The organism is Lysinibacillus sp. NPDC094403 (assembly GCF_050278745.1).
In the GTDB taxonomy this organism is placed as follows: Bacteria; Bacillota; Bacilli; order Bacillales_A; family Planococcaceae; genus Lysinibacillus.
In genome coordinates, this window is record NZ_JBNNTL010000002.1 from 409,367 (window position 1) to 422,066 (window position 12,700).

Here is a 12,700-nt window from a genome sequence, read left to right on the forward strand (position 1 = left end):
TATCTACTTTCACTTTTAAAGACATGAAAGTAGATACTTCTTTTCTTTTTTTATAGCCTTGTATTTCTTTTGAAATTACTGTTACAACTTCATTCTACTACTTTATTAGTATGCTTGAGCAAACCAAACTGTATGTTTCGCTTCATTTCCAAAGCAAATACAAGTAGTTTTCGTAGTTGGCGGGTTAAATGGAATGTTACGAAATGGAGCAACGCCACTGTTGAGACTGTATTGAGATATAAATAGAGTTCATTTCTTCTTGACATTTCAATTTTCAAAATGTCCATTACTGCTCAAGTAGTGCGGACCAAATTTGTATATTTACACTACAAGAAGGACAGTTCACCTCACCAGCTAAATACGGTAAATCATGTACAAGATCGTGTTCACCAATCACTGCCGCTTGTTCCGCTAACACTATTTGCTCTATATCTGAAAATCTCGAGGCAGGTACAACTTTGTGAGCCTCTTGTTTCTTGTAGAAAACAGGGTCTTGCACAAATGCCTGTGTAGCTCCTTCCCACAAATATACTTCTTCCTTGCAATGTGGACATATAGCAATATACTCATCCCCTGTCACAAACGTCATTAGCATATTCGCCAGTTTGTACGCTCCTCGATAAGTTGCATCGGAGGCGAGAACATAACGCTTTTCCACATTATCATCCAAAGTAGTTGCATAGGAACGCACATCTTTTCCTAATAACGCCATCTCACGTATTGCCTCAATATAGCTATTGTAAATATCTGCTCCGATATGTTCATCAAGTATCTTTAAAGCTGTCGGAAAACCGCTATCACCACGATTCGCCTCAATAATACCGCAGATAATAAACAAATGATGTCGCACTTCGGGATAGTTCGTTGAACAAGCTATCTGCATCAAATAAGGAACAGCAGCATATGTAACTGTATAAATGGTATTTTGATGAAACAAATAGTTTTCAAAAAGCGCGTCAACTGTTTCTTGGTCGTATGCTTGCTTCAATCGCTGTAACAACGCTGGCACATTCTCTCCAGAGCCATATGGTCCTGTAAGATTTCCCCATACTGCACTCGTCAATTCAAGTAAAACGAACACCTCCCTCTAATTACCACTCACGCCAATCATCTGTTAACTCATAACGTCCAAGATTCTGACTTTTAGTAAGGTCATCAATATCAATTCCACATTGAATCAGCACTTGATCAAAATAGTCACAAAGCTCCTCTCGTTCGCCAGTTTCAATCAATCCGCCTCCACCTACCTCATTAATCTCATTTAGGGCAAGCACCGCCGTTTCAATAGATTTCATAATGGCAGGATAGCTATCTGAGTGATTTGGCAGTTTCGCAATGGATGTTGCATACTGCTCTAGCACCATTTCCGTCTGATGAATAAAACTATCTGGAAACAATTCCGCGTAAATACAGTCATCTTTCTCAATCAATCCAGCAGTAAATTCTTCCTCTTCTTTTCTTTTAGCATTACGCCAGCGTGTCGTAGGTCGAATATCTTGCATCGGCCATTCCCCTTTATCTTTAGTTTCTAATGAATAAAAAACCCTCTTTGAAAGCCTTTATAATTTAGAGTATTGGCTAGCATTGTAATAGTTATTTTAAACATAACTCATTACCATTCACGTTCTCTTAATGCGTCTTCAATATCAAGCTTTACGTTGTATACATCCAATATATCAATAACAGTTAATGCAATACAATCTCGTGCAATCGTTTCAATTTCACTGTCATGTTCTAAGAACTCATCTTCTAAATCATTAATCGCACATGTAATTTCATCAAATTTTACTTGTATATCTTCTAATGAATGAGGACCTTGCTCTAAATATTGGACAATTTGCTCCAATAGATCTTTAATTTTATCAACTAAAAATTTAGGATAATAACTATCTTGATACATCCCCTTTAAAAAATTGATTTCTTTCATCTTATATTCCCCCAATAAATCTATTATTCTTCGATATTATCCAAATAAAACTAGTTTATTTTCCCCTGTATTAATCCAATATCGCTTTAGAAAATAAATCATGTATCAGTTCATCATTTTCACATGCTTGTTTAAATCCAACAGCGAATCGCAACAATGCGTCCTTTTCGCTGGCATACGCACAGAACATATCTGCTTCTGGATCGAAACGCACAATGCCTTCTAGCTCTGGCAACTTCTCTTGCAAATACACATCCGCAAGCGAGCACCAATCGTAGCCGTTACCTTGAAATCCTTCGTCTGCCCGTGTTTCAAACAACTCCTGTTTATAAATGCCTGCTTCTAATAGGAATGAAATATTTCCACTATCATGTTCTAACCATCTAAATGGTTTTAGTTCTTCATTCATTATTTGAGCATGTAGACTAGCTAGCTTATCCGATGTAAAACTTAATATCCCCTCTTCACTTACTATTTCTCCCTGCTCTATGCGTTCATTTAACCAACTTGAAACAAAGTCGGGGGCATATCCTCCTGTACTGAAACCTTGTGCAAGTGCAATTATATTCTCGTAATCCGCTAAATATTGCGCTTGTGTCACCTCCGAATTAGCACCAGTGTACAACCAAAACTGGATATCATACATCAGCATGGATATCTCATCTGCATGGAAAGCAAAATAGCCTTTGTCCTCTACAATTTGCGTACAAATACCTCGAATAACTGCTTCCATCCGATTTCCATCTCCAGCTTTCTCACATAACGACTGTAACAAAGGAGAGAATGGTACATGTTTCACCATATCCAAATCGTCAAGTTTATCTTGTTCTGATGTATCGAATACTTCCTCATTCACCAATCCGACAATAAAAGTCGCAAAGTTCGGCGCAAGGAAAGTAATATAGTAATCAGCCTCTTGGTCTACATGTACAACAGCAGGCTCACCATCTGCACCACATGCACGATAATCAAGCATAATGACATCATGACCTGCTGACGGGCAATCGGCTATGACAACGCCAATATTTGGGTAGCCCCATTCTTCCAACATAAAACTGCTTCCCAAACTGCCACACAAGCTATAAGCCTTTTCGCGACCAATGCCCATAATCCCTGTAATCGCCACATGATTTTCAGCCCATGAAGTCGGCATAGCCGTTGGAAAACAAGTGTTTACTGGTATACCGCCATTCTGTTGTTGCATAAACCAAATATAATCTGCTGGCAATTTATAGCCAAGTTCTTCTTCTATAGAAGTAATCATTTCAATAGTGGGGGATACTTCTACATAATTTTTGTCCGCATAATCGCTTTTTTTCCAAAATTGACTGAAATCACGCTCATGAAAAGGGACAAGCTTGATATCATCTAGCGCTTCCGCTGATTTTTTCATAATATTTCGACAGGCTACTATATACTCTTCAGTTCTAGTATCAAACTGTAAATCCTTCGCTTTTTCAAATGCAGCCAGTGCTTCTTGCCATTCCTGGATATGGAAATAAGCATAGCCAACACGCCAATGCCAATCTGGATCTTGTTGACCCTGTTTTTTAACTGTGCATAATTGGGACAATGCTTCATGATAACGCCCTAAATTATTAAGCGCACGACCATAATGACCTACTATTTCGTAATCTCGCTCTGAATTAGACAATTGTTCAATCGCTTCTACAATTTTGTCATGTTGATTTTCCTCATACCATTTTTCTAAGATATTCAATAATTTTTTTGGCATTATCCCACTCCCTCTCAATCATCTTGTAATTCAGCTAAACAAGTATCTTGTATCTCTTGTGATGTTTGGTTAACAATAATGCCTTCCTATATAAATGCAGACGTTTCATCATCAAGTATAATCTTTTCATTCAATTACTCTTGACGTTGGTGAACTAAATCAACGAGTGTATCTTTCGTTCGGTGTATGATTTTTTCTTCTATTGTCATGATATGAGTGCCTTCAATATTGCCTCATAACGTTCACGATATGGCGATAATATCCGCATAAATTTTGGGCTGGTGAAGTCATTCAAATGGACAATCTCAAAGCATGTATACAGTAATGACGCTACATCCATATCTTTGTATTCTTCCATACGTTCATTTTGTTCAGCTGAAATCATTGGACAAAGCTCGATAAAGGGCGTTGTCATATATTTTTCAAGCCATTGTAAATTTTCATCCGTATTCATCGCCTGTTCAAAGAAAGGTTCGTATGGAACAGTTGGCACAGTTGCGACAATGTAAGCAAAGATTGGCAATGTTTCAGGTGTTAACCCCCACCTTTCCACATAGGCTTTCGCAAAATATTCAGTCGGTGGTGAATGATCAGCATCGCATATTTCCATATAGTCGATAATGAGTTTGCTATAACTTTTATCGTATAAACCAAGGCCAAAAACGGCAAACGTGCTTGGCATTGCCGCCTCCTCATCCGCAACATCCCCGTAAAAATGATACTCAGCCATCGCTTTGTAGCTATATTCCACTAGCGCGGCATGTAGGTTTGGATAGCTCAATACCTTTGCAAAAAAATGATGGGAAGGTGTGACAGGTAAACGCTCAATCGGCAGCACTAAATCACTTTCCCCTTCATATAAAATGCTGTAGCTTTTCGGGAAATCCTCCTCTAATAAAGCATTTAAATAAAGCATGGCTTCACGATAAGCTTCCTCTGTTTCTTCTTTTATATGAATCAAGATGGTAGCCAACACATCATTTGCATAGCAATAAATAAGATCAGATTCAGCTCGTTGCTTATTGATTGGCAAATCGCCAGAACCGATTGTAAGTAGATTGTTATACGTTTCCACATCTAATTCCTTAATCGTTCGCAATAATTCCTCAACCGTTAACGATTCAAAGTTTGCACCGTATTTTCTTAAATTGATGGCATAATAGCGCAGCAATGGCAAATAAGCGAAAGATTTCTGTTTTTGCGTGAAGCGAGAAAGACAATAACGTTGTGTTTCAAAGTCAAGCTCTTGACGGAATACGTTTAATAATGCAAGCTGTTGGTAATGGCAAAGTACCTCTGTTAAGACGAAGGCATCAAGAGCAAAAGAGGTCGTGCGTACGCTAGCGGGATAATAACTCTCTTTGTCAATTGTATATTGCTTTTCAAGCAGCTCTTGCGCTAGCTGTTGCCATAGTGCTTCGTTTTCTATAAATTGTTCTGCTTTCATTCGCTTGTCCCCCTATAATTGTATGGCTAACTTCCCCCATATTTCACCAATGTAACCTAGATTTAATCAAAGTCGGAATACAGAATGTATTGCTGACATTCTAAGCATTGAAATAGATAACCTTGATGCGAGCCATTATTACGCAAAGTAGCGGCTAGCTCTTCTTTGGTATGACCATTAAAATGTTCAAACTCCTCCGCAATGCCCATATCCACCAGTTCCTGCCAGCCAACATAACCAATAAATGCGCAATAATCCGTGCAGTGAGCTACCCAATCATTTCCTTGCCAACTAATATAGCCAGGTGTTCGGTGCAACACTTCATCTGTATAGTCATCATTCTTCACAAGCTCGGAATTTAATAAATCTTGCTGAAATTGACCATCATATTTTTGCGCAGCCAGCCCACTATGAATACAGCTTGGACAAAGATATTCCACCTCTTCAATCGCGTAAATGCCTTTTGTACAATAAATGTCTACTTCTTGTTCACAGCAGTCGCAAACAACTAATTCACCCGTTTTAAAAATATTCGCTTGTATTGGATTCGGCATATATTTAAATGTTGGTAATGGTATTTTCAACTCTGCTTCCTCCTGAATAACACGTGGCAATAATGGCTTTACATTTTGTGGATTGTCAATCCAATATTTAATCGCGCCGCATTTTTTCTGATCTTTTTTATTGCGTAAATCCATGACGGATGTAAAAATTTTGTATGCCTCGTCATACATTTGCAACATGCAGAAAATTTCGACGAGCATGCGCAAATTTACCTCTGTTGGCTCTGCTTTTTGAACTTGCTCTCTTAGCTTATGCATGGCGTTAATTGCTTTGGCATTCTTTGCGTCAAACGTCTTTCTTTGCTCTTGCCATTGTGCAATAAGATTTTTTGTCATTTCTTATCCACCTCTCGACATACGATTTAATGATTTAGAAAATCTCCCCCTCACCACTCACATCAAAAAAACCGACTCCATGCTTTTTTGCAAGCTCTTTCATCGTACTATATGCTTCATCCGTTACAGACCAGGCAAAAGCTGTGTAAATCATGGCATAACCAATACTATATTCAGTCAAACGACTCTCTAACTCGTCATCTTCATCCTCATCTAACATTTCCTCATCAACCAGATTCATATTGGGGAATTGTTCCACCATATCCTGATACCATTTTTGTAATGCTGGTGTTGTAACTGTTATTGTTGCGTAATCATGTGGTTCAGCCCATTTTGTTTGTTCGTCATACCATTGCAAAAATGTTTCTTTATTGTTTGGAGCTTGCTCTTTATCAAAGACCATTAAATCATAACTCATTGTTTTCATCCTCCACAAAAAAAGAATATATGTTCTGTTTTTCATTCTAGCATACAAGCATTTTTTTGAAAACACAGAAAAAACATTACTGAGTAAAGATAAAGACCCTGCATCTCCAATATGAGTATAGAGGACATCATAGAAGTTATATTACAAGCCATTCAAGCGCAAATAGCACTTGTCGATGATATGACCACTATCATCAAGGAAATTAATAAACAGCCTACTGTTCAGACGAAATCGAAATAATTAGAACAATTATACAAGACTAAACAACAAGAGTTAGAAAAGTAACAGCCGTCACAGATAATCTTTATATGGATTGTAAATATGGAGATATTGCAAAAGCTGAATACTTGCGTATGAAAGCAAAATTTGACAACTTTATACACTACTCTTTTTAATATGCTTGAGCAAACCAAACTGTATGCTTTGCTCCATTTCCACAGCAAATACAAGTAGTTTTCGTAGTTGGCGGGTTAAATGGAATGTTACGAGAAGTATATTTTGTCTCTTCTTTCACTTTTTCCTCGCATGCGTCATCTCCACACCATCCAGCAAGAATCCAACCAGGAATCGATCCATTTTCCTTGGAAGTGGTAATATGCTGCTGCAAATCTTTCAGTGTATCGATAGTTGTATGTGCGTTTTCATCACGGAATTTGCTTGCTTTTTCAAATAAACGACTTTGCATTGTTGTCAATTCCACTTCAATTGCCGATACAATGTCATTCAGGTCAATCGATTGTTTGTCATCTTCATCTCGTGCTTTTAACAATGCCTGGTTTTTCTCTAAATCACGAGGTCCTAATTCAATTCGAACCGGTACACCTTTTAATTCCCATTCATTGAATTTGAAACCTGGAGATTGATCGGAGTCATCAAGACGTACTCGAATTCGCTTCTCCTTAAGAGCAGTATATATATCATCTAGTTTCTCCATAATCTCAGGGTTCTTTTTCCATGGACCTACAGGGATTAAGACAACTTGGGTTGGTGCAATTCGTGGTGGTAATATAAGCCCCTGCTCATCACCGTGAACCATAATCACTGAACCTATTAAACGTGTGGAAGTCCCCCAAGATGTTGTGTGTACATATTCATGCTGATTGGCTTTATTTAAATATTTAATATCAAAGGCTTCAGCAAATTTTGTCCCTAAATAGTGAGAGGTACCAGCTTGTACTGCCTTTCCATTTTTCATCATTGCTTCGATAGAAAATGTATCTACTGCACCTGCAAAACGTTCAGAAGGTGTTTTTTGTCCATCATAGACAGGAATTGCAAGTAAACCCTCTACTACTTCCTTATAGATAGCTAACATTTGCATTGTTTCATTTCGTGCATCCTCTTCATCAATATGTGCTGTATGGCCCTCTTGCCACAAAAATTCAGATGTTCGAATGAATGGAAGTGTTTTCTTTTCCCAACGAAAAACATTTGCCCATTGATTGATTAAGACCGGTAAATCACGGTAACTTTTAATCCAATTCGAATAGAGATGGCCAATCATCGTTTCAGAGGTTGGACGAAGCGCTAAACGTTCTTCTAATTTCTCGCCTGCTGCCTCCGTTACCCAAGGAAGCTCAGGTGAGAAACCTTCGATATGATCTTTTTCTTTTTGGAAGAAGGATTCAGGGATTAACATAGGGAAATAAGCGTTGCGATGACCTGTCTCTTTAAAACGACGGTCCATTTCTGCCTGGATATGTTCCCAAATCTCATAGCCGTCTGGTTTAAATGCGATACAGCCGCGGACTGGTGTATAATCCATTAAGTCTGCCTTTTGGATTGTCTCAATGTACCATTTTGAAAAATCGTTTTGTTGTGTTGTCATGTTCTTTCCTCCATTTCTGTATTTTTACCTACTGAAAAAATAAAAAGCACAAAGCTGTCCCTAAAATAAGGACGTCTTTGTGCCGATAAACGTGGTACCACCTTGAATTTAGTTTTAAGAAAACCTTAAAACCCTCTAACGTTTTGTAACGTAAACGACTCGGTTATGTTTGCATAACATCTCCGTGGTAGGTTTCAGATAAGAAGCGGTGATATAGCTCTCAGCAATTGCTATATTCTCTGTTTCACAATTCTTCCTTACTTGGCCACATCAACAATTTATATTTTATATAACTTTAGCAAAACAGTTAAATAATATCAATTATTTAACGAATCACTTTATCCGTAAATACTTAAAGGAACTTGTCCTAACTAAAGACAAGTTCCTCCATATTGACTACTTATAATTATTTCTTATCTAATATCAACCGCGTAAAGTCCTCTACTGATAATGGCTTACTGAAATAATAGCCCTGTACGAATTCGCAGCCATGCTCACGTAGTACGTTTAATTCTGCTTCTTCCTCGACGCCTTCAGCAACTACTTGAAGATTCAAGGCATGTGCTAAAGAGATCATCGCTGAAATCATAGCAACTCCTGATTTTTCAGGCACAATATCACGGACGAATGCACGATCTATTTTTAAAACATCTACAGGGAATGTTTTTAAGTAATTCAGCGACGAATAACCAGTTCCGAAATCATCTAATGAAATCGTAATACCAAGTGCTCTTAATTGCTTGATTGTATTAATTAAGTCTTCCGTATAATCTAGCATACTCATCTCTGTAATTTCAATTTCTAAGAAGTGCGGATCTAATTTTGTTTCTGCGATAACTTCATGTACCATTTTGACAAATCCTGTTGTACTAATATGAATCGGCGAAATGTTCACGGCAACTCGTAAGTTTAAATTATGTACCTCATTCCAAGTGCGTGCTTGGGCAGATGCTTTTCTTAATACCCATACTCCAATATCATTTATGAGTCCACATTCCTCTGCAAATGGAATAAAGCGATCCGGTGGTACATTACCTAGTTCAGGATCGTACCAGCGCAGCAATGCCTCCATGCCAATCACTTTATTTGTTTTTAAATTAATTTTTGGTTGATAGTGTAATTCTAAAACATCTTTTTTTAACGCTTGATGTAATTTCGTTTCAAGTAATATCCATTTATCGTTGACCTCATCCATATTTGGACGATATAAGCGGTATTGATTACCACGTGTAGATTTCGCAGCATACATGGCGATATCTGCATTTTTCAATAATTCCTCAATAGAGTTTGCATGATCTGGAAAAATACTAATTCCAATACTAATACTTGCGTAAAATTCATATGCATCAACAATAAAGCTCTCATTAAAGACGCTAATTATTTCCTCGGCCTTCTCCTCAATTCGGTCAACATCGTTTAGTATTATAACAAACTCATCACTGTTGTGACGGTAAATAGAATTAGATGTATAATCAACGTTGCGTAGACGATTCGCCATTTCCACTAAAAACATATCCCCGATGATATGGCCAAGTCCATCGTTAATGTTTTTAAAACGATTTACATCAATGAAAAATAACGCAAACTTTTCTCCAGTACGTCGAGATTGATGGAATTCATTTTCTAAACGTTGTTCTAATTTACGACGATTTGGTAGCCCCGTTAATTCATCGTGATAAGCAATATGTGTAATCTTTTTTATATCCTTTTGTGCGGTAATATCGACTCGTATAGCAATATATTGATACGGTTTACCATTGTCATCAAGAAAAGGGAAAATCGTTGTCTTCACCCAATAAAGACTGCCATCCTTTGCGCGATTACACACCTCGCCATTCCACATTTCACCATTACCTATAGTTTTCCACATCTCTCTAAAGAAAGTTCTTGGATGGAAACCTGAATTGAGTAAACGGTGATCTTGCCCTAATAATTCTTCACGAGTATATTTAGAAATTTTGCAAAAATGATCATTAACAAATGTAATTTTCCCTGTTCGATCTGTAATTGCTACAATGATTGAACTGTTCATTGCTGAAAAAATATCTTGTAATTCTTTCAGACTATAGTTAATTTGATTAATACTACTAGGCGTGATATTCATCATTTTCATTCTCCGTTCATTAGAAGGGTTTGGTACTTTAGATTTATTTTAAAGTAAGGTATAAAGTTATGGGATATCGCCCTTTATTATGTAATTATATTATAGTCCTAGAAAAGCAGTTAATTCAACCCAAATATCAAAACCATCAAATCTATATTTGATGGTTTTCAATAAAATAGACCAAAAAACAAGGTCTTTTACCTTATTTAAAACGCTTGTTTTAATTACCTTAGTGCTATTTGTATGTTATGTATAGCCTATTTTTCTATAGAATATATGAAATTACTGTAAATTTACGATGCTTGAAAAATTTCTTCATTTATGATATATCCAAAAAATGCCTTACTGTCACATACAGGCAGTAAGGCATTTTTATAAGCTAAGAGATTTCATATTCTATTTGACCTCCCAACGTTTTGGCACGTTCATTGTAGGCATCTAGTTGCTCCTGAGATAAGTTTAAAATATAATAGTAAAAATTTATTGGCTCTAAATCGTGTTTCTCACACACTTGTCGATAAAAATCATAGCCTTCTCGATAATCTGTCATCCTAATAACTTCCTTTCATTTGTGCAGCTTCGTTATAATATTCTAATTGTTCTTGTGATAATTGATTGACATAATAATAGAAATTAATGGGCTCTAAATCAAATTGTTCACATTTCTTTAAGTAAAATTCGTAGCCAGCTTTATAATGAGACATATGAATCCATCCTTCTTTCTTTCTTGTACTATAACAGAATTATATTTTTTTTAAATAATATATAACAGAAGGTTTTTTATGTCAATGAATTTTCTGATATTTCTTTCGAATAGACGAAAGCCCAGTCCATTTAAATTAGTATGGCTGGGCTTTTCATAAAATATTCACGTCGGCTTCCGTAATAACCACATCCTTTAATCACAAACCTTTTAAATTCCTAATTGTTTTGCTTGCATATTATAAGCTGAAAGTTGCTGCTGTGATAACTGTAACACATAATAGCGGAAAGAAATTGGCTCTAAACCATAGCGTTCACACATCTCACAATAAAACTCATAACCATCTCGATACTTTGACATTTGAATTCCTCCTCTAATTAAACTGTTTTATAACAGTTGTTTTTATTTTTATTTAATATATAACAGAAGGTTTATTTCGTCAAGCTTTACAAAAAATTTGATTAAAAATAATTTGAAAGCCTTAATTTAATTCCACGCACAACAAAAGCCATTGTTTTGAAAAAAGAATGATCAAAACAATGGCTCTCTTCGATTACTAGAGCTGAATTTTATAAAAAAATTAGACTATTTACTTTCATTTAGTTTCAAAAATTTAAGGACATTTAAATAAATGTCACTAAGAATATCTTATTTAATGGTTAGGTCCTTAATCGTTATATTCATTCGCTTTGCAGTATCGATTATAATAAATCTAATCGTTTGCATTTCATTTAAACTAGAAAGCTTTATTTGAAGTAGTACTCCACCTTGTAAATCACTCATATTCTCCACTTCTATACTTAAGACTTGAATAAGCTTATTTATAAAAGAAGTTATTTTATCGTTATTTCTTTTCCCTACATATAATAAAATCTTAATCTTATATTTTCTAACGGAAAGTAAATGCTGATTCAATGCCCAAATAAAATTATCTTTTTCAGCATCATAATAACTTGGATCTCCAAAAAGTTTTACTTCACCACAATGTTGACAAATTGCTATATCACGAGCATGACGGACACCGATACCCGGTTGTTCAACATTCACATTAACTTCATATGGAATAAACACATCATGTGAACAAAACCTACAAATAACAGGCTCATTAAAAATTGTTATTCTACTTTTTTTCTGTTTTAAATTACTTATACTCATGCTTCCACTACTTCCGAATACTCTATTATAGGTACATGTTTTTGTAATGTATGGTCAAATCGATTCTTTTCTTGAAACATTTGTATATCACCACATGACGTGCAGTAAAATGATTGCAATGTAAGCTGGTCCGTCACCGTTTCACCTAAAGGACTTAAATCCATATAAACTTCACGATGTTGAAATTGATCGTTTTGACAAAATAAACAAATAAGTTGTTTGTCACGAATTTTTATTTGATACGTTCCTCTTCTTCTAACCATTCTTTCACCCCTATTCAAAAAAATTTCTACTTATTTTAATACGCTAGAAATAAATAAAAGTTCCAATTTTAAATATATTTCCCATTTTATCTTAATAAAAAATGCTGCCTCTTGTGTAAAAACAACTGCTATATTGAACAATGGCCATCTGTTAGTTCAATAAGAAATACTTATTGAGCTTACAAATGTAATAACAGTGTTCTTGTGTGTTC

General features: G+C 35.9%; 14 protein-coding genes and 1 other annotated feature. All 14 genes read right to left on the reverse strand.

What is annotated here, in order from left to right:
- Nucleotides 1-286: 286 nt before the first annotated feature.
- Nucleotides 287-1,063: a hypothetical protein gene (locus tag ACQKMV_RS06255; RefSeq protein ID WP_427502925.1), complete on the reverse strand. Its 777-nt coding sequence runs from the start codon at nucleotides 1,061-1,063 to the stop codon at nucleotides 287-289.
- A 28-nt stretch (nucleotides 1,064-1,091) separates the two neighbouring features.
- Nucleotides 1,092-1,502 carry a hypothetical protein gene (locus ACQKMV_RS06260; RefSeq protein ID WP_427502926.1) on the reverse strand — a complete coding sequence of 137 codons (411 nt, stop codon included), beginning with the start codon at nucleotides 1,500-1,502 and terminating at the stop codon, nucleotides 1,092-1,094.
- A gap of 110 nt (nucleotides 1,503-1,612) precedes the next feature.
- Entirely contained in the window at nucleotides 1,613-1,927 is a 315-nt protein-coding gene (locus ACQKMV_RS06265) for a DUF5713 family protein (RefSeq protein WP_427502927.1), read from the reverse strand.
- 70 nt (nucleotides 1,928-1,997) lie between these two features.
- Nucleotides 1,998-3,662: an Imm51 family immunity protein gene (locus ACQKMV_RS06270; RefSeq protein WP_427502928.1), complete on the reverse strand. Its 1,665-nt coding sequence runs from the start codon at nucleotides 3,660-3,662 to the stop codon at nucleotides 1,998-2,000.
- Between the two features lie 205 nt (nucleotides 3,663-3,867).
- Complete coding sequence (locus tag ACQKMV_RS06275) at nucleotides 3,868-5,109, reverse strand: DUF6138 family protein (protein ID WP_427502930.1); 1,242 nt, start codon at nucleotides 5,107-5,109, stop codon at nucleotides 3,868-3,870.
- Nucleotides 5,110-5,171: 62 nt separating this feature from the next.
- Nucleotides 5,172-6,008, reverse strand: coding sequence for a CbrC family protein (locus ACQKMV_RS06280; protein ID WP_427502931.1), 837 nt, complete (start codon nucleotides 6,006-6,008; stop codon nucleotides 5,172-5,174).
- 34 nt (nucleotides 6,009-6,042) lie between these two features.
- A complete protein-coding gene (locus tag ACQKMV_RS06285; protein ID WP_427502932.1) occupies nucleotides 6,043-6,426 on the reverse strand; it encodes a hypothetical protein in 384 nt (127 codons plus the stop codon).
- A 400-nt stretch (nucleotides 6,427-6,826) separates the two neighbouring features.
- Nucleotides 6,827-8,263 (reverse strand): proline--tRNA ligase, encoded by a 1,437-nt coding sequence (gene proS, locus ACQKMV_RS06290; protein WP_427502933.1) that lies wholly within the window; start codon nucleotides 8,261-8,263, stop codon nucleotides 6,827-6,829.
- 64 nt (nucleotides 8,264-8,327) lie between these two features.
- Nucleotides 8,328-8,546: a binding site (T-box leader), on the reverse strand.
- Nucleotides 8,547-8,669: 123 nt separating this feature from the next.
- The gene (locus ACQKMV_RS06295; RefSeq protein WP_427502934.1) at nucleotides 8,670-10,370 is read right to left on the reverse strand and encodes a putative bifunctional diguanylate cyclase/phosphodiesterase; all 1,701 of its coding nucleotides are present in this window, start codon (nucleotides 10,368-10,370) and stop codon (nucleotides 8,670-8,672) included.
- A gap of 376 nt (nucleotides 10,371-10,746) precedes the next feature.
- The gene (locus tag ACQKMV_RS06300) at nucleotides 10,747-10,917 is read right to left on the reverse strand and encodes a transcriptional regulator (protein WP_427502935.1); all 171 of its coding nucleotides are present in this window, start codon (nucleotides 10,915-10,917) and stop codon (nucleotides 10,747-10,749) included.
- Between the two features lies 1 nt (nucleotide 10,918).
- Nucleotides 10,919-11,071 carry a transcriptional regulator gene (locus ACQKMV_RS06305; protein WP_427424711.1) on the reverse strand — a complete coding sequence of 51 codons (153 nt, stop codon included), beginning with the start codon at nucleotides 11,069-11,071 and terminating at the stop codon, nucleotides 10,919-10,921.
- A 209-nt stretch (nucleotides 11,072-11,280) separates the two neighbouring features.
- Entirely contained in the window at nucleotides 11,281-11,430 is a 150-nt protein-coding gene (locus ACQKMV_RS06310) for a hypothetical protein (RefSeq protein WP_004230023.1), read from the reverse strand.
- Between the two features lie 288 nt (nucleotides 11,431-11,718).
- Nucleotides 11,719-12,225 (reverse strand): hypothetical protein, encoded by a 507-nt coding sequence (locus ACQKMV_RS06315; protein ID WP_427502936.1) that lies wholly within the window; start codon nucleotides 12,223-12,225, stop codon nucleotides 11,719-11,721.
- Entirely contained in the window at nucleotides 12,222-12,488 is a 267-nt protein-coding gene (locus tag ACQKMV_RS06320; RefSeq protein ID WP_427502937.1) for a hypothetical protein, read from the reverse strand. The genes ACQKMV_RS06315 and ACQKMV_RS06320 overlap by 4 nt, the downstream gene beginning before the upstream one ends.
- Nucleotides 12,489-12,700: the final 212 nt, after the last annotated feature.

Excerpts from the sequence above, each read along its gene's own strand:
- ACQKMV_RS06260 (WP_427502926.1), bottom strand. The coding sequence starts at position 1,502 with ATGCAAGATATTCGACCTACGACACGCTGGCGTAATGCTAAAAGAAAA.
- ACQKMV_RS06265 (WP_427502927.1), bottom strand. The coding sequence starts at position 1,927 with ATGAAAGAAATCAATTTTTTAAAGGGGATGTATCAAGATAGTTATTAT.
- ACQKMV_RS06270 (WP_427502928.1), bottom strand. The coding sequence starts at position 3,662 with ATGCCAAAAAAATTATTGAATATCTTAGAAAAATGGTATGAGGAAAAT.
- ACQKMV_RS06275 (WP_427502930.1), bottom strand. The coding sequence starts at position 5,109 with ATGAAAGCAGAACAATTTATAGAAAACGAAGCACTATGGCAACAGCTA.
- ACQKMV_RS06280 (WP_427502931.1), bottom strand. The coding sequence starts at position 6,008 with ATGACAAAAAATCTTATTGCACAATGGCAAGAGCAAAGAAAGACGTTT.
- ACQKMV_RS06285 (WP_427502932.1), bottom strand. The coding sequence starts at position 6,426 with ATGAGTTATGATTTAATGGTCTTTGATAAAGAGCAAGCTCCAAACAAT.
- proS (WP_427502933.1), bottom strand. The coding sequence starts at position 8,263 with ATGACAACACAACAAAACGATTTTTCAAAATGGTACATTGAGACAATC.
- ACQKMV_RS06295 (WP_427502934.1), bottom strand. The coding sequence starts at position 10,370 with ATGATGAATATCACGCCTAGTAGTATTAATCAAATTAACTATAGTCTG.
- ACQKMV_RS06300 (WP_427502935.1), bottom strand. The coding sequence starts at position 10,917 with ATGACAGATTATCGAGAAGGCTATGATTTTTATCGACAAGTGTGTGAG.
- ACQKMV_RS06305 (WP_427424711.1), bottom strand. The coding sequence starts at position 11,071 with ATGTCTCATTATAAAGCTGGCTACGAATTTTACTTAAAGAAATGTGAA.
- ACQKMV_RS06310 (WP_004230023.1), bottom strand. The coding sequence starts at position 11,430 with ATGTCAAAGTATCGAGATGGTTATGAGTTTTATTGTGAGATGTGTGAA.
- ACQKMV_RS06315 (WP_427502936.1), bottom strand. The coding sequence starts at position 12,225 with ATGAGTATAAGTAATTTAAAACAGAAAAAAAGTAGAATAACAATTTTT.
- ACQKMV_RS06320 (WP_427502937.1), bottom strand. The coding sequence starts at position 12,488 with ATGGTTAGAAGAAGAGGAACGTATCAAATAAAAATTCGTGACAAACAA.